Source organism: Streptomyces shinuiensis (genome assembly GCF_043660855.1).
In the GTDB taxonomy this organism is placed as follows: Bacteria; Actinomycetota; Actinomycetes; order Streptomycetales; family Streptomycetaceae; genus Streptomyces.
Map to the genome: position 1 here is coordinate 97,108 of NZ_JBIHML010000004.1, position 16,646 is coordinate 113,753.

At 71.8% G+C, this 16,646-nt stretch carries 9 protein-coding genes; 8 read left to right on the top strand and 1 reads right to left on the bottom strand.

The features are described 5' to 3' along the window. The first annotated feature begins 146 nt into the window (after positions 1 to 146). The 8 genes from ACGRHY_RS28220 to ACGRHY_RS28255 all read left to right on the top strand — a co-directional run bounded on the left by ACGRHY_RS28220 (position 147) and on the right by ACGRHY_RS28255 (position 15,358). A complete protein-coding gene (locus ACGRHY_RS28220) occupies positions 147 to 806 on the top strand; it encodes a DUF6417 family protein (RefSeq protein WP_394638492.1) in 660 nt (219 codons plus the stop codon). 211 nt (positions 807 to 1,017) lie between these two features. Continuing rightward, positions 1,018 to 1,743 (top strand): HNH endonuclease family protein, encoded by a 726-nt coding sequence (locus tag ACGRHY_RS28225; RefSeq protein ID WP_394638493.1) that lies wholly within the window; start codon positions 1,018 to 1,020, stop codon positions 1,741 to 1,743. A 1,406-nt stretch (positions 1,744 to 3,149) separates the two neighbouring features. Next, positions 3,150 to 4,346, top strand: coding sequence for a restriction endonuclease-related protein (locus tag ACGRHY_RS28230; protein WP_394638494.1), 1,197 nt, complete (start codon positions 3,150 to 3,152; stop codon positions 4,344 to 4,346). Continuing rightward, positions 4,343 to 7,720, top strand: a complete 3,378-nt coding sequence (locus ACGRHY_RS28235) for a hypothetical protein (protein WP_394638495.1) — start codon at positions 4,343 to 4,345, stop codon at positions 7,718 to 7,720. Before ACGRHY_RS28230 ends, ACGRHY_RS28235 begins: the two co-directional genes overlap by 4 nt. Continuing rightward, a complete protein-coding gene (locus ACGRHY_RS28240) occupies positions 7,717 to 10,467 on the top strand; it encodes an RNaseH domain-containing protein (RefSeq protein WP_394638496.1) in 2,751 nt (916 codons plus the stop codon). Before ACGRHY_RS28235 ends, ACGRHY_RS28240 begins: the two co-directional genes overlap by 4 nt. A gap of 471 nt (positions 10,468 to 10,938) precedes the next feature. Continuing rightward, entirely contained in the window at positions 10,939 to 11,301 is a 363-nt protein-coding gene (locus ACGRHY_RS28245; RefSeq protein WP_394638497.1) for a hypothetical protein, read from the top strand. Between the two features lie 338 nt (positions 11,302 to 11,639). Continuing rightward, positions 11,640 to 12,908: an AlbA family DNA-binding domain-containing protein gene (locus ACGRHY_RS28250; RefSeq protein ID WP_394638498.1), complete on the top strand. Its 1,269-nt coding sequence runs from the start codon at positions 11,640 to 11,642 to the stop codon at positions 12,906 to 12,908. 32 nt (positions 12,909 to 12,940) lie between these two features. After that, positions 12,941 to 15,358, top strand: coding sequence for a DEAD/DEAH box helicase (locus tag ACGRHY_RS28255; protein WP_394638499.1), 2,418 nt, complete (start codon positions 12,941 to 12,943; stop codon positions 15,356 to 15,358). Positions 15,359 to 15,745: 387 nt separating this feature from the next. Here the strand turns inward: ACGRHY_RS28255 and ACGRHY_RS28260 are convergent, their stop codons facing one another. Further along, positions 15,746 to 16,645, bottom strand: coding sequence for a helix-turn-helix domain-containing protein (locus tag ACGRHY_RS28260; RefSeq protein WP_394638500.1), 900 nt, complete (start codon positions 16,643 to 16,645; stop codon positions 15,746 to 15,748). Position 16,646: the final 1 nt, after the last annotated feature.

Here is a 16,646-nt window from a genome sequence, read left to right on the forward strand (position 1 = left end):
CGGCGTGACGGCGCGGACAGGTGGGAGTTGTACAGGTGGTGTACGGGCGAAAACACCACCCGGCCGGTGCGTGGTGGGCCATGATCCCCCGGGTGGGCTCGGGGCAGCGGCCCCACCGTGTCGGCGAGGAAGGAGAGCGGGCGGGGATGACCGACAAGATCACCGGCGGGCAGTGGGCGGTGCTGGAGCATCTCGCTGCTGCGGAGCGGGCGGGGGAGACGGTGCGGCAAGCCTGGCTGCCGGTGGGCGGCCCCCTGGAGGAGCGGGCGGTGCGGGCGCTGGAATGGATGGGGCTGTGCCGCACCGTCCCCGCACACGAGGTCCTGCGCGCCCACACCGCCCGCCCGCCCGAGGCCCGGGCCGCCCGCATCACCCCCGAAGGCATGGACGCGCTGGCCTGGCACCACCACCGCACCAACGCCGACCGGCCGTGCCCGGCCTGGACGACGAAGGCGGCCGACCCCGCCTACCAAGAGGTCGCCCTCCAGCCGCACGAGATGCTCCTGCTGCGCCGCTACACCCACCTCCTGCCCGGCCTGGCCGCCGCCCCGGCGGCGGCCGGCACCCTATGGGAGGCCCTGATCGAGGCCCACTACGACACCGCCACCAACCGCTGGCGCCTCCAGCTCGACGACACCGGCCTCGCGGGCCTGGCCCACGCCGTCCATCTGGAGGCGCTGGCCGGGCAGGTGACCGCCCGCAACCGCCTGCACCGCACTTGCGGCCTCACCCATCCCCACCCCACCACCACGGTCGCCGTCCCGACCGCCGGGCCCGCGACGGTCGACGCGGCGGCCCTGGAATGACCACCGGCGGCCGAAGCCCCCGGGCGCGCCACCGCTCAAGACCGGCACGCCCGGCCCGATTCGGCTCGACCTAACCTGGGCCAGCTCGGCTTGGCCGGGTGCGCACAGCGCCTCGCGGCAGGCCGACCACCGCGGGATGCGGGATGGAGAGCCACCAGGGTGCTCTGGGACGATAAGGCAGCCAAAACTGCCCGTGTCCTGGAGATGTGACGTGCTTTCACCCCGCCGCCTGTCCGTTCTGCCCGCCACCGCCGCGCTGCTGCTGGCGGTGGCCGGGTGCGGTATTGAACCGGGCGGGGTGGTCGATGACGCCAAACCGTCCGCGCCGGCCACCGCACCCGCCACCTCGGACACCGGCGGGGCGGGGGAGGGGCTGGGACTGGCCGAGGCCCTCGCCCGGCTGGAGACCGCGCCAGAGTCCCGCGACGGCTACGAGCGGGAGAAGTTCCGCCACTGGAGCGACACCGACCAGGATGGCTGCGATACCCGGCGGGAGGTCCTGCTCGCCGAAGCGACCGAGCCCCCCAAGCAGGGCGAGGGGTGTGCGCTGACCGGCGGCCGCTGGCACTCTCCTTACGACCAGCAGACCGTCACCGACCCCGCCCGTCTCGACATCGACCACACAGTCCCCCTGGCCGAGGCCTGGGACTCGGGCGCCTCTGCCTGGGACGCCCAGCGGCGTGAGGCCTTCGCCAACGACCTGGACGCCGACTACGCCCTGATCGCGGTCACCGCCTCCACCAACCGCTCCAAGGGCGACCAGGACCCGGCCGAATGGCTTCCCCCGGCCACCGACACGCACTGTGACTATGCGGCCGACTGGGTCGCGACCAAGCTCCGCTGGTCCCTGACCGCCGACACCGCCGAACGGTCGGCGCTGGAAGACCTCGCCGCCGACTGCCCCGACACCCGCCTCTCCTACACCCCCGCCCCCTGACCTTCGCCGGTCCGAAGCAGGCAGGCCTGCGCTGTGCCTGGTCCCAGGACGGGACCGGTCAACGGTTCCGCACTGCAGCCCCGCGGTGGGTGTGACTGCGGGCGCGGAAGCCGGCCGTACGGAAGAGCCTCAATCGGTGCGATCACGGCCGAGAGGTCGACGCACCCGGGAAGCAGCCGCTGGCCTGCAGGAGATCTGCTTCTATGGCGGCGTCCACCGCACCTCGGCGCTGGCGGGGTTCACCGGCATCGATTCCGTCGAGTTCGCCCACCGGCCTCCGAGTCCCGGGGGGACGGCTGGCGGTCTTATCTCAGCGTGGATGAGCGCTCCAGCCGCTGAGTTTCTCAGACTGACGGCGTGCGGAGGCCCGGCAACCCGTGGCGGTAGCCGGGCCTCGACGTACTGCTCAGACCTTGATCCGTCCGCTGGGCGCACCACCGGGTTCCCCAGCGCTCGGGACAGTTCAGTCGTCGTGCCTGCGCTGGTCACCAATAGCCACCGTCATCATTCACATCGCCGTCGCCGTACCCGCGACCACGGGGAGCGCGTCGCCGTTGCGCCGAGGATGATGAGCCGCGTGCGTTGCGCCTGAGCTGTCTTCCGGTGGAGATGACTGCCAACAGTACGACGATGCTGAACTGCATTCGGTCTCCCGGTGCAATGTGGTGCCGTACCCACAGCACCACCGCTATGACCAGGGACATGATGCCCGCGAGCAGTACCCAGCCCCCTACGCGGCCAGCGAAGACCTCGAACGCGGAGGCGTTCCCCAAGGCGTGGGAACATGATTCGAACGCGAACATGTGGTTGCTCTCGCTGCCCGAGTGTCTTGCGCACCGTCCGGCTTCGCCGCCCACCTCAAGCAGAATGAACCCCAGAACGACCGCGCATAGGCCACCTAGCGCAGGCCATACGTGGGGAGGCGTCGGGGCCACCGGCAGGGCCGAGCGCTTCGGGGACGCGATCCGGTTCGTCCGCCGTCCCTGTCCCTCCGTCCGTAACTCCGCCCAACGGCGCCGTTCCTCAGCCCGCAGCGCACGCTCCTCGGCTTTCTCCCGTTCCCGCTCCCGCTCGGCTTCGGTACGCCAGCGATGCACTGCGCCTGAGGGCGTCACACGCCGCACACTCGCTTGACCGTGCCCTGCCTGCCGGGCGTGGGCCCGTACCGCGGCGGCCGTCGTTACTCCCTCGGCCTGTGCCACAGGACGCCCGCATGCCTCACACGTCCATTCGCCCACCTGTCGTCCCCTGCCGTCGACGTGGTCCTCTTCTACCAGGCCATCCCGCGCTTCACAGCGGCGCGCCGCCGCTTCCCCGAACACGCAAAAGCACACAATGATGATCTTTTCCTCCATAATGGGAGGCCGTCGAGTGCCCGACGGCCCGTCAACGGGTGAGGAACTCCTGTGCTTACTGCTGATGTCGTTCCCGCCGAGCTCGGGGAACTGGACCCGGAACAACAGGACGCCCTGGATGCGTGTGTCATCGCGGCGATGACGTGGTGCACTCCGGGCGGGGATGTGCGTGCCCGGGCTCGGCTGCTGATGGAGTGCTACGGCCGCTACCTGCGCGCGTGCGGCGTATCGGGGAGGGCCGCGTCCTTCCCCGACTTCCTGGGCCGGTTGCGCCGGGCCCCGGTCGGCGAGCTGCTACCCGGGCCGGGATCGTGGTCGAGGATCTGGGACGTGCGGCTGCTCGAGGACGACGGCACCGCGGCACCGGTTCTGGCGCGGCTGGCGATGGAAGCTTCGGCCCCGGCCCAGCAGGTGCCCGGAATGGGAGCGGATCTGCGACACGTACACAGCGTGCTGCGGGCGCTCGGCAAGCTCCCGACGGGCGCACGGCTGTCACGCATCACGGCCGAGGTGGTGCAGCACGCGGTGTTCCAAACACTCCGACAGGCCGGCTTCACCGCGTACACCGAAGGCCGAGAAGCGCTGGTCACCACGCCCGTGATGGCACGGCGCGCCCTGGCCCGGCACGCGCAACTGGCTGACCTCGGGGTGTACACGGCCATCTCGCCGATGCGGCAGTTCGCCGGATGGTGGGCCCCGTGCCCGCTGTGCCGGTGGACCATGCGCGCCGTCCCCCGGGGCCACCATGCTGCCGACCTGCGGTGCGAGGACGTCCGGCACACCGAACGCGGCGCCCGGTTCGCGATGACCTCCCAGGACGGGCAGTGGCGGCTCGACCCCGCCGGCGGGGAGATCCGCCACGCGCCGCAGTTGCAGCCGGTGGAGGGACGGGTCGCCCTGTCGTACGGGCTGTGGCAGTGGATCGTCCTGCCAGGCCTGCTGGAGATCGAGTTGAAAGAACGCGCCGAGGAGGCTGGCGCGCAGGTGCGTCTGTGGCCGTACGGCGACAGCTACGACCTGCACATCACGAAGAACGGCGCCGTCTGGCGTGTTGATGTCAAGACCTGGGCGGACCCGCAGGGCATCGCGCAGCGGATGCGAGAGGACTCCGAGGGGTGCGCAGGGCTGACTGTGGTCATCCCCGAGCACCTGGGCGGATACACCAAGGTCCTCACACGTGTGCTGGGCCCGCACGGCGCCCGGGTGATCACCGATGTGACGCTGACCGACGAGGTGAGCGCGGCATGAGCCGGGTCCTGGCCGCAGCACTCGCCCTGGCCGAGCACTACTTCCCGGCCAAGGACACCGCAGGTCGGGCGGTGGTCCGGCTCGCCGACGCGCACGTCCTGCTGTCGGGGCAGGCCGCGCGGGTGTGGCCGCGGTGGGACCGCCTGCCGTACGACGAGCAGCAGCGCCTCGGCCGGCTCGTCGCCCAACGCTCACGCGGGGAGGCCGACCTGGCCTCCCTGCAGCGGCGGGTCCGCAAAGGGTTCGACCAGCAGTGGGACGACCCGGTCGTGCACCGCTACGCCCCCGGTGCCCGCGAAGACGGGCGCATGCTGGAGGTCCACCCGCGACACGGCCAGCACCCGCTGACCTCGGCGGACCGGCTGCTGGTCCCCGAGGAGCGGAAGGTACGCATCGAGATGGCCGCTGGCGGCGGCTGGGTGGCCGCGAGCCCCCGGGGACCGATCCAGCTCGCCTTCGACACGGCCGGCGCAGGCTATGTGCCGCCCGTGGTCACCACCGCGGACGCCACGGGGCCGATCCCCCTCGATCCGAACGTGCTGGGGTGGCTCACCCGCACAACCGACGCGGCGATGGAAGGCCCCGCCTTCCGCGAGCACCAAGTCGGCCTCCTGCTGAGCGGCACGATGGGCACGGGCACGAAAGTGCCGCAGTCCTCAGTCCGGATGAACCCGGGGCCGATGCGTCACCTGAGCGCACCGACCGGGGTGGGCAAGAACGTCTTCGCCCGCGCCCAGGCCACGCAGCTCGCCCGGCAGGGCCACACCGTTGCTCTGCTGGTCAGCGACAACGCCGACGTCTTCGCCGAGGTGGCGACGCTGCGCCGGGAGCTGACAGCGCTGAGGCTGGATGTCGCGGCCACACCGCTGATCGCACCCGGCAGCCGCCACGAGTTCACGCTGCAGACCGCGCACAAGGCCGTCGATGACCACACGCCCCTGTCGCAGATGCCGGACGAGCTCATGGACCGGCTGGCCGAAGCCGGCTACGGCTGCGCGGCCGCAGCCCAGCTGGACGGACACGACCGATTCGGCACCGGAAGGGAACCGTGCGCGAGCCTGCGCCACGCCGACCCCACCAGACCACAAGGGGCGGCGCTGTGCCCGTATGTGAACCGGTGCGACAAGTTCTCACACATCCGTGCCGCCTGCTCCGCCCAGATCATCGTGACCACGCACGCCTGCTTCCAGCGCGGCATGGTCAAGATCCCCGTGCTCGTCGACGGTGAGATGCGCCGGCAGATGAGTGTGCGGGAGTTGCTGCTGCGCCGCGCCCACCTGGTGATCATCGACGAGGTCGACGCCTACCAGTCCAGGGGCTTCGAATCCTCACAGAGCCTGGTGCTGGCATCCAGCGGCGAACCGAACACAGCTCTGCGCCAGGCCCGCGACAACGTCCACCGCGCCCCCGCGGCCCTGCGAGTGGAGGTACGCGGGCCACTCACCCGAGCCGTCTGGCTCGCCGAGCAGCTCCTCGACCTGGTCGGCAGCGGCGAGATCTGCACCGAGACCGGCCAGGCCCGGGCGTTGGCCGCCGGGAAGGACCCGCGCCGGATGCGGCAGATCCTGCGGGACCGGCGACGCTGGTACCAGCCCCACCGCTGGGACCGGGAACTGCTGGAGAACCTCATCGGAGTCGACAGTGACGCCACCGCCGGCGCGCAGCAGATGGACCAACTGCAGGCACTCCTGCCGCCGGTCGCCACCCGGCCCGAAGACCGCCTCCCACCCGCCGCCCTGACCGGACGGCTCCGCCCCATCCCCGACCTGCTGCAGAGAATGCTGAGCCTGGATGAGAGCGGCCGGTGGGAACTCGATGCGGTCAAGGAAGAACTGCGGACGGTCATCGAGAAAGCCGTCAGGCAACTCGCCAAGGACCGCGCACACCCCCCGCAGGAAAGCCGACGGCCTCCGCCCGCAGCCGACGGTGACCGCAACGACGAAGATCCACCCCACGAACCACCCATCCCGGTCCTCGCGGGTGGCGTGTTCCACGCGGTGATGATGAAAGCGTGGCTGAGCGCGCTGAACCACACCCTCTTCGACCTCGCCGACCGAGCCGGAGAACTCGCCGGGCACGCCATCGACGGCGCCTCCACCCTCGCCGACACGATCGGCCACCGCGACACCGGCAACGTCGTGCCCTTCGGGCCACTGGGCCGGCAGATCAGCGGCTTCCGCTTCGAAGGCCTCGACGACCCCACCGCGAAGCCGCGCCTGCTCATGGAGGTCCTGCGCGGCGACCCGCACACCGAGACCGCCTACCTGGGCGACATCGTGTCCCTGGCGCTGGCCGGCCACCGCCGGGTCGTCCTGGGGATGTCGGCCACCGGATACCTCCCGCGAGCCGCACGCACCCACCTGCTGGCCGAACCGCAATGGGCCATGCCCGACGCCCAGCGCGGCGGACTGAGTATCTTCCGCAGCACCCCCACCGCCGACAACCTCCCCCTGGCCGTGGGCAGCACGCCCTACCGCGAGCGCGCCCACCACGTCGCCGCCCTCGCGCGCGGCTACGCACCGACCCTGGTAAAAGACCTCCAACGCCTGGCGACCGACACCGCCACGGCCCACCGCGCCCGCGCTCTGATCGCCGTCAACTCCTACGCCCAAGCCCGCCTGTTCGCCGCCGCCCTGTACGAGGCCGCCCTCGCACTCGGCCGGAAGCTGAACATCTTCGTGGCCACCCCGGATAGGGACGACCCCGACCTGCCGCCGGTACCCGACGCCGTCACCCTGGTCACCCGCGACCAGTTCTCCCAGCTCGCCGACCGGGGCGGCGACGTGCTCATCTCCCCCCTGCCCCGCACCGAACGAGGCCTGAACATCCTCACCACAGCCCCCTCGGGCAAACGCGAATCCGCCATCACCCTGATCGGCCTCGCCATCCGCCCGGTCATGCCGGTCGACGAACCCGCCGCCCTGTCCGCCAGCATCGCCGCCTGCGCCTGGCGCTCCACACCCCGCCGCGGCACCCCCGCCGCCCGCCTGGCCGCCATCCGCGCAACGGCCCGCACCCGCCTGGGGGCCATCCTCGCCGCCCCCAAGCGCTTCACCGCCCTCCCCAACGACCTGCGCTGCGAACTGATCGCCACGCTCCTGGGGCAGTGCATCCAACTCGCCGGACGCGGCCGACGTGGCCAGACCCACGTCGAACTGCACCTCATCGACGGCGCCTTCCACGACACCACCTGGAACACCGATCTGCCCACCCTCGTCCGCGAACTGTACGAGAGCTACAGCCCACAGGAACTCGCCGGCACCGGCCGCACCTACGGCCACACCGCCGAGGAGTTCTTGCACTACGCCCAGGCCCCCCACCTGCTCACCGGGCTGCGCAAGGGATACCCCGACCACTTCGGAGTGGCCGCATGACCGCATGCCCGCCCGGCGACGAACACCGCAAGCGCGCCGGCCTGCTGCAGTACCGCACCCACCCCGACGTCCTGGGCACCGTCTTCGCCTACCGCCCCGGCCCGGCCGCCCACGAGCTGTGGCACGACCTGCGCCACGCCTACAAACAACGGATCGGCGACAGAAAGCAGGACGTCCAACCGCCTTACCACGCACTGGAAGCCATCCTGCGCGCCGTCGCGGGCACCTGGGCCCGCTGGGATGCCGGCAGCGGACAGGTGCAGCTGCTCACCGGTGCTGAGATGCCCGACCAGGACCGTCGGGATGTCTTCCTCGCCTGGGGGCAGGCCGTCCTTCCCAACGGGCCGGGATCCCAAGCCGTCCGGCGCCTGGCCGACCTGATCGCCGCCGCCCCCGCCCTGCCCTACCCCGCCCTGCCGCGCCATGTGGCCGGGCGGCGCGCGGCGAGCTGGTGGCCGGGCGAACTGGCCCGCTGGCGCTTGGCCGAGGCCCTGGCCACCATCCCATGGCAGCTCGGCGGCAGGGAACCGATCCGTTTCACGCTGTGCACCGACGGCACCCTCGCCGCCATCGGCCACGAACTGCCCAGCGCACCGGATGCCGAGGGACGGGTACGCCGCCTGCTTCCCCGCATCAAGATCGGCACCGCGGCGTCGGGACACTCCACGCGCCACGCCGTCACCGTCACCGCCGTCACCACCCTGCTGGCCACCCGCTGGTACGGGGTCGCCACGGTCCTGCTCTCCAACCCCGACCAGCCCCTCGCCGTCGCTGCCCACACCGACGGGCCGCCCTGGAAACGGCGCCTGAACGTGCCCACCGTGGCCGCCAGCCGACGCCTGGCCGGACTACCGCGGCTGACCCGCCGGGTGCCGCCCTTCCCCGAGACACTCCAGGAGAACGCCATCGCGGCCACGGCCGAGCTGGGAGCGGTGCGGGCCGTGGCTCCCGAGAACACCACCACGCCCGGCCTGGGCCGCGGCCACGGAATGGAGATGTTCCGCCGGATCGAGGAGCACATCGACCAGCACTGCGAGCGCTACCGGGACAAGACCCCCGTGTACATCGAGGTACCCGGCCTGTCAGTCCCCACGACCAGGACCGGTGTACGCATCAGCGGCCCGATCCTCCTCCAGCACCTGCCCCCCGCACTGGACGCCGCCGGCATCGACCGCCTGCTCCTGGCGGTGCTGTGGCACACCGACGAAGTCCGCTCACGGATCCAACGCGAGATCGCACGCCAATGGCACCTGGGCGACGACTTCACCGCCCCCGACGGATGCGTGCAGCCCGACGTCATCCCCGGCCGCGTGGACGTGCTCTTCCTCCAGGACAAGGCAGGCGCCCTCGCCCACGGCCCCGCCACCGCAGAGCACCGGCAACAGCAGCTCGCCGACCTCCTCGACCCCTTCCGCGAAGAAGGCCGGGTCATCACCACCCTCTGCGAGACGCAATGGGACCCCACCCGCAAGTACCCCACCCCCGAAGAGAAGGAAAGGGCAGAGGCCGAGGACGGCAAGTGGCCCTCCAAAGCAGCGCTGGCCCGGCTCAACGTCAGCTCCCAATACATCAAACAGGCCCCACCCCCCGTGCCCACGCTCAAGAAGAACGGCGAACCCTGCTCGCCGTACTACATCAAGAAGGCGACCGAAGCACGAGAGAGCGGACTGGCCAACGCGACGGAGAACGCGCTCCGCGACGCCCTCCGCGGCCTCGGAGTCATCGACCACCGCCTCGGCACCGCGTTCGGCAACCTCCCACTCCACCCCTGGTGGCACATCGGCATCCACGTCCGCCGACACGCCCAGCCGCACCGATACGGCCAGCGGAACACCAAACCCGCCCCCCTCACCATCACCCTCACAGCCATCCGGCCGGTCGCAGGCCCGAACGAGCCATGGACCGCATGGGCCTACTCGCCCGTCACCTCACAGTGGGAGCCCTACCGGCAAACGCGCCTTGCCGTCCACTCGACCAACCTCGGACTCGACGTCTGTGACTTCCCCACCATCGGCGACGAAAGCCACCAGGCCTCGGCAGCGGCGCAGATCACCGAAGCCGCGCTCATCACCGCCCGCACCCAACTGCCTCTCCCCGGCCCCATGGTCATCTACGTGAACGGCGATACCACCGAGTACATCTGGGCGGGCCTCCGCGACGAAAACCTCGCACAGCAGCCCCCCGCAGCCTCTCCCCGTCCCGCCTCCTGGCTGCCCGGCCACGGCCTCCCCCGAGCCCAACGACCACTCGCCGTCGTCCGCACCATCAACGACCTCGAACGCATCGGACGACCAACCGGCGCCTACATCCGGGGAAAAACCGGAGTATGGCGCCGCACCAAGACCACCGAAGCCCCCTTCCAACTCGTGTCGGACGACGGCACGAGCTACCTCCCCGACTTCCTCCTCGTCACCGTGCCCCGCCCCTGGGCCGCAGGCCCCCCAGGCCGATTCGGCGCGGACTTCTCGCGATTCACCCCACAAGCTGAAAAGAGACAAGGAAAGAACGGATACGCGCACACGGCCGTGCGCCTCACCGTCATTCCCACCTCGGACGACGCTGACGCCGACCTCATCGGAAAGACGGGCGTCGTCCTCATCAACCAAGGCGTCGGCTGGGACGGCCGCCAAATCGAACCCACCCCCCTCCGCCTGGCAAGGCAAATCGACACAGATCACCCCTACTATCGGCGCAGCCGCACAGCACCGGGAGAGTCCATCCACCCGTCTGGGACCACTGACACTTGATGTTCTCTCCCTCTGAAGGGGGAGAGGGCGTCAAGAGCAGCACGCCCTGCTGGCGATGCTGAAGTACGCCAAGATCAAGGCACTCGCGGTCGCCGAGGACACCCGGGGCCAGGGACTCGGGGTGGCCCTCTGCTCACGCGCTGCGTCCAGGTGTACTGGCAGCTGGATTTCATGATGCTGTTACGGGCAGCTCGACGTCGGCCGCGCGCTGGGGCCCTTCTACGCCCGCTCCGGCTTCACCGTGCTCCCGCCCGGCCGGAGCACCGACATCGGATACGTCCTTACCGGCCGCCCGATCGGCCTGGGCGCCGGACCGGGAGAACAGCTCTTCTACCGCTGGAACAGGACCTGACCCCGCCCACCCCTCTTCGGCCGGACGGCTCCCCGGGCCCTGACCACCGGCCTGCCCCGGCGCGGGCCCCACCGGTGGCGGAAACCTGCCGGCTGGTGTGCTGGGCCAGGATGGGAGCCGTGGACGCCGACCGATGCAGCCCTACCGAGGATCTCCTGTACTGGCGTGGTGAACTGCCCGCGCTTCTCCGGGCGGCCCGGCGCTACAGGGCGTCGACTCCCGCCGCCTTCACCCGCGGCCACGCCGCCGCCGCCCTGGAGAAGACCCTCGCCGGACTGGCCGGCCCGGACCAGCTCACCGCCTGGGCCCAGGCGGTGCACTTCCAGGAGGAAGTCGACATCGACGAGGCGCACCAGGACCTGCTGACGCAGTTCCTGCTCGAGATCTCCACCCCGGAGCTGTTCGAACCGGTCACCGCCGAGACCTGCCGACGGTGGCTGCACCGGATACGAACGTCTCCACGGAGCACGGCAGACCGGTGACCCGGCCAGGTGCAGTGCCGCCTGCTAGCCCTCCCCGCTGCCGGACCCCGCACCTGGGGCAGCCGAGGTGCGGCAGCAGCGCCCCCACGGCCTTCCGGCCGAGAGGCTGGAGGAGTTCACCGCGCTGGGGACGGCGTGGCGCGACAGCACCGGGAACTGGTAACCCCCTGGCGGAGACCGGCGCCCCTCTCACCTGCCCCCGCACCGGCGGGGGGCGGCCGGCAGGAACGGGGGAGGGGGCCTGTGCCGCAACGGTCCCGGCGGTGTTATCGGTGCGGTCCGCTACCGTGCCGGTCCGGGCGCACAGCGCCGACCCGTTCGTGAGGAAGGCCCGGCCGATGTCGATCTACCTCTCACCCGACACCCCCCGCTGGGCGCCGAAGACCGAAGCCGACCTGCGCGCCGCCCTGGAACAGGGCCTGATCAGCGAGTCGCACCACCTGGACGCCAAGGAGGCCCTGGCAGCGGGCAAGAGCTCCAACAAGGAACTCGCCCGGGACCTGGCCTCCTTCGCCGTCGACGGCGGCACCCTGCTGATCGGCGTCGCCGAGGACACCGAGCACCGCACCCTCACCCTCGCCCCCCAGCCGCTGGCGGGCCTGGCCGAACGGGTGGAGAACATCGCCCGCACCCTGCCCGACCCGCCGCTGCCGGTACTCACCGACCCCATCCCCTCCGAGACCGACCCCGCCCGCGGCTACCTCATCGTGCACATCCCGCCCAGCCCCGCCGCCCCCCACATGGTCGACGGCCGCTACTTCGGCCGCGGCGACAAGACCAAGCACCCCCTGGCCGACGCCGACGTCGTCCGCCTGCACCAGCGGCGCCGCACCGCCGAAGACGACGCCCTGGCCCTGCTGCGCGAGGAGATCGGCCGCGACCCCCTGGCCGGGGCGGGCGACCAGTCGCACCTGTTCCTCCTGGCCCAGCCGGCCGCCGGGCGGCGCGACATGCTGCTGGACCTGACCAGCGACCCGAACTGGAACACCCGCCTGTGGCACTTCATCCAGAACGCCTCCACACCCGGGCTGGAGACCCTGCTGCGCGACGTGCAGGTCGCCCCCGGCCTCACCCACGCCACCAACGGGCACCGCCGCGCCCGCGGCGTGGCCAAGGCCAGCCCCGCCCTGGGAGAAGGCCGCATCTACAACGCCCCGCGCGACGGCCACGACCCAGACGTCATCGAGGTCCAGGTCTTCGAGGACGGCGGCCTGCGCCTCTTCTCCAGCCGCCTGTCAGACCAGCTGCCCTCCGGCGAGCAGATCCTGCTGGACGCGGCCGTGGTCAACCTCACCCGGCGCCTGCTGGCCCTGGTCCAGGCCGCGGCCGCCGAGGCCGGCTACCGCGGAAACTGGGCGCTCGCGGTGGGCGCCACCCGCCTCCGCGGCCGCCGCCCCATCCAGCAGCAGAACACCCGGCCCCTGGACGGACCGACGGCCCGCTACGACCAGGACACCTACGAAGAGGCCACCCTCGCCACCTGGGCGGAGATCACCTCCACCCCCGGCGCGGTCACCGCCCGCCTGACCGGCCCCCTCCTGCGCTCCCTGGACACCCACCACCGCTACACCGCCCTCCTCCAGGACGCCCCGCCGACCGCCCCCTGACCCCCGCTCACCCGGTAAGGACGACACCGACCATGGACCTGGTGGACCTCCCCGCCCGACCGGAGCGGGCGGTGCTGCGCCCGGACCAGATCCGGGGCAGAGATGCGGCCGTACGGCATCTGCGCCGCCCGGGCAGCCGCGGGCTGTACGTGGCGGCCACGGGGACGGGCAAGACCCTGGTCGCGAGCCGGATCGGCGAGGAGCTGGGGGCGCGTCTGGTGCTGTTCACGGTGCCCACCCTGGACCTGGCGGCGCAGACCGCGCTGGCCTGGCGCGCCGACCACCGCCGCGAGCCGATGGTGATCGTCTCCTCGATGGACGCCTGCGCCCGCCCGGACCTGGCCGCCGCCGGGGTCGGCTCCACCGGGGACGCGGCCGGGCTGGCCGCGGCCCTGGCCGCGGCGGGCGAGGGGGCACTCGCGGCGCTGACGGTGATCTGCACCTACGACTCCCTGCCCAAGGTCGAAACCGCCCAGCGCACCCGCGATGACGTCCCCGCCTTCGACCTGGCGGTCATGGACGAGGCGCACCGCATCGCCGGCCGGGCGGACAAGAAGTGGGCGATCGTCAACGACAACGGACGCATCCGCGCGGACCGCCGCCTCTACATGACCGCCACCCCCCGTATCTTCGCCGCCCCCGAGCTGGCCGAGTCCGCCGACACCGCCCGCCCACGCCGCCGCCCCGCCGCGGGGCGGGGCGTCGACGCGTTCGCCAACTCCATGGACAACGAACAGGTGTACGGCAAAAAAATCTTCGAGTATCCCCTCGCACAGGCAGTGGCCGACGGCCGGGCAGCGGACTACCGCATCGTGGTGCCCACCCTCACCGACGCCGACCTGCGCCGCCGCCTCAACCTCCCCACCGCCCGCCCTCCCGGCGACGGCAGCGGCGAGGAGCCGGACAGCGCGCTGCGCACCACCGCCCTGCACCTTGCGGTGCTGCGCGCCATGACCGAGCACCGCCTGAACAAGGTGCTGGTCTACTTCAACCTCGTCTCCGACGCCCGCCGCTTCGCCCGCGAGCTCCCGCACACGCTGCGTCTGCTGGCCCGCACCGACCCCGGCCTCGTCCCGGACCTCACCCCGCAGCTGTTCTTCGCCCACGGCGAGCACACCCCCGCCCAGCGCGCCGACACCTTCACCGCGTTCGCCGCCGCCGACTGCGCGATCCTCGCCAACTCCCGGCTGATCGCCGAGGGCGTCGACATCCCCAGCGTGGATGCCGTCGTCTTCGCCGACCCCACCCGCAGCGTCATCCGCTGCGTCCAGGCCCTCGGCCGCGCCCTGCGCCTGGACGTCTCCGGCAAGACCGCCTCGCTGATCGTGCCCGTCTACGTTCCGTCCGGCGCCGACGGCGAGAACATCCTCGGCACCCCTTACGAGCCGGTGTGGGCGATCGCCTGCGCCCTGGCCAGCCACGACCACCGCATCCTCGAGCGCCTCCCGGACAAGGCCAACCGCCTGCCGAAGGAGACCAGCACCGTCATCGAACGCCGCTGGCACTTCGACTTCACCGTCCACCCCGAACGCATCGCCCGCGCCATGGATTTGGCCTCCTTCGACCCCCGCGACCAAGGCGTCTCCCGCTCCCGCCGCCTCGGGCTGGCTGCCGCCCAGGCCTACCGCGACCACTACGGCCACCTCGACGTCCCCGCCGACCACACCGACCCCACCGGCTTTCGTCTCGGCACCTTCATCACCACCCTGCGCGACGCCCGCAGGGCCGGCCGCCTCGAGGCGGACTGGATCGCCGAACTCGACGCGCTGGGCATGATCTGGGACAAGCACGACGCCGCCTGGCGCGCCCGCCTCACCCAAGCAGCCGACTACCACGCCGCGCACGGTCACCTCGCCGCTCCCGCCACCACCCCTGTCGGCGCCTGGCTCGCCGAGCAGCGCCACCTCGCCGCCAGGAACACCCTCGATGCCGCCCGCGCCGACGCCCTCACCGCCCTCGCACCGGACTGGCGCCTGCCGCACGGCGCGGACTGGCACCGCAAATACCACCTGCTGCGCGCCCATCTCGCCTCCGGCGCCGACCCGGCCGCGCTCACCCGCGACACGACCCTGGCCGGGGTGAGGATCGGCTCCTGGCTGGCCCGCCAGCTCACCACCTGGCACGCCCTCGCCGACGGTCAGCAGCAGTTGATGACCGCCCTGGGCCTCACCCCCGAAGCCAACCCGCTCGCCCCCGCCCGCCGGGCCCGCCGCACCTTCGCCCAAACCGTCCAGCTCTTGGATCTCTTCCTGCACCGCGAAGGCCGCGCCCCCGCCGCCCGCGAGACGATCCGCGTCGACGGCGACACCGTCAACCTCGGCGCCTGGCTCGCCAAGGCCCGTACCAAGCACCGTGCTGGCCAGCTTCCCGAGGACCATGTACGCCTGATCGCTGCCCTGTTCGAGGGGGACTGGACAGCCGAGGACGTCGTCCCGGCCGTCCTGGCGTAAACCCTGCCCCGACTTGGGTGACGCCCTCCGCCGATCTACCGGTGGACCTCCGCGCGCCGCCGGACGCGCACCACCTGGACGGCCGGGGGCGCAGGCGGCATATCGGCCCGTCCCTCTTCGGGTGGCCGTCAGGCGCCGCAGGGGGTGTCGTTGTTGCGCAGGCTGTGAGCGGTGTCGTCGAGCTGATAGGAGCGCAGGTCGCTGATGGATCCCTCTCACGGTCGACGCAGACGTGCCGACCGGTGTCTCCGGGCCGCCCGCGGGGGCCAGCCCGGCACACCCTCGACATGCTGCCCGCACCTTCGCCGAGCCGCGCGGCGCTGGCATGCGGCTGGGAGCCGCTGTGCTGAGGCCGGCTGGTGCGAGGTGGCTGTCCGTGCCCGGGGGTCAGGCCGGGGCGCTGCGGTCGATGATGGCGCGCAGCTTCTCACGCAGGTCGACATGCTGCTGAGCGGGCTGCTGGGCTGCTGCCTCGGCCTCCAAGGCGGCGAGCTCGTCTTCGTCGTACTCCGGCCATAGGAAGTCGGGCGCGGGGGCGTTGAGGTAGCCGAGGCCGAGGAGTTCGTAGTCGTCCGGCTCCTTCAGCTGTCCGGTCTTCCGTTTGATCTCCTCGTCGCGCTCCATGCGTGGGAGTGCGCGTTCGGCCGCCTCACACGAGGTGATTGCAGGCGGCTCGTCGCGTACGACGGGAGGCGGCTGTCCAAAGGGGCGCCGCGCGGGGGCGTCGGCGAAGAGGCGGCGATGGGCATCCAGCCAGTTTTGGCTGTCGGCGGCGGGCACGGACAGGGCTTCCATGAAGGCGGTGAACAGCGTCTCGGTGGGAGGTATCCGTCCCTTCAGGACCTTATGGAGCGTCGAGTGGGGCAAGCGCGTCCGGCCGTTCTCGTCGCTGCCCGCGTCCTTCTCGAGCTGGTGCAGCGGCGGATACCCGCCCGTGATCCTCATGTAGATCATCGACTCGACGAGCTCGGCACGCGAGCTGACCATCTTCGGGCCCAGCTCCCGCGTGCCCGGCAGGACCTCCTCCGCCTTCGCGGCATGCCACGCCCGTGCCATGTCGTCCACCGTGCGGCCGCAGGCGTGGGTGATGGCTTTCACGGTCTCCAGCGGGGGCACCCCCTTACCTGCGAGGGCGCGGCGTACGACGCTCTCCGAGACCCCGCCATCCTTGGCGAGCGCCTCGAAGGTCTTGCCCGAGGCCTCCTTGGCGTCGCGCAGCCGCACGACGAGAGCCCGCAGCTCGGGGGGCGTGCTGGCCGGGATGGGGCCGAGCGGTCGGCCGGCCATC

Bases quoted from the DNA above. Each gene is read 5' to 3' on its own strand.
- ACGRHY_RS28220 (WP_394638492.1), top strand. From the start codon at position 147: ATGACCGACAAGATCACCGGCGGGCAGTGGGCGGTGCTGGAGCATCTC.
- ACGRHY_RS28235 (WP_394638495.1), top strand. From the start codon at position 4,343: ATGAGCCGGGTCCTGGCCGCAGCACTCGCCCTGGCCGAGCACTACTTC.
- ACGRHY_RS28240 (WP_394638496.1), top strand. From the start codon at position 7,717: ATGACCGCATGCCCGCCCGGCGACGAACACCGCAAGCGCGCCGGCCTG.
- ACGRHY_RS28250 (WP_394638498.1), top strand. From the start codon at position 11,640: ATGTCGATCTACCTCTCACCCGACACCCCCCGCTGGGCGCCGAAGACC.
- ACGRHY_RS28255 (WP_394638499.1), top strand. From the start codon at position 12,941: ATGGACCTGGTGGACCTCCCCGCCCGACCGGAGCGGGCGGTGCTGCGC.
- ACGRHY_RS28260 (WP_394638500.1), bottom strand. From the start codon at position 16,645: ATGGCCGGCCGACCGCTCGGCCCCATCCCGGCCAGCACGCCCCCCGAG.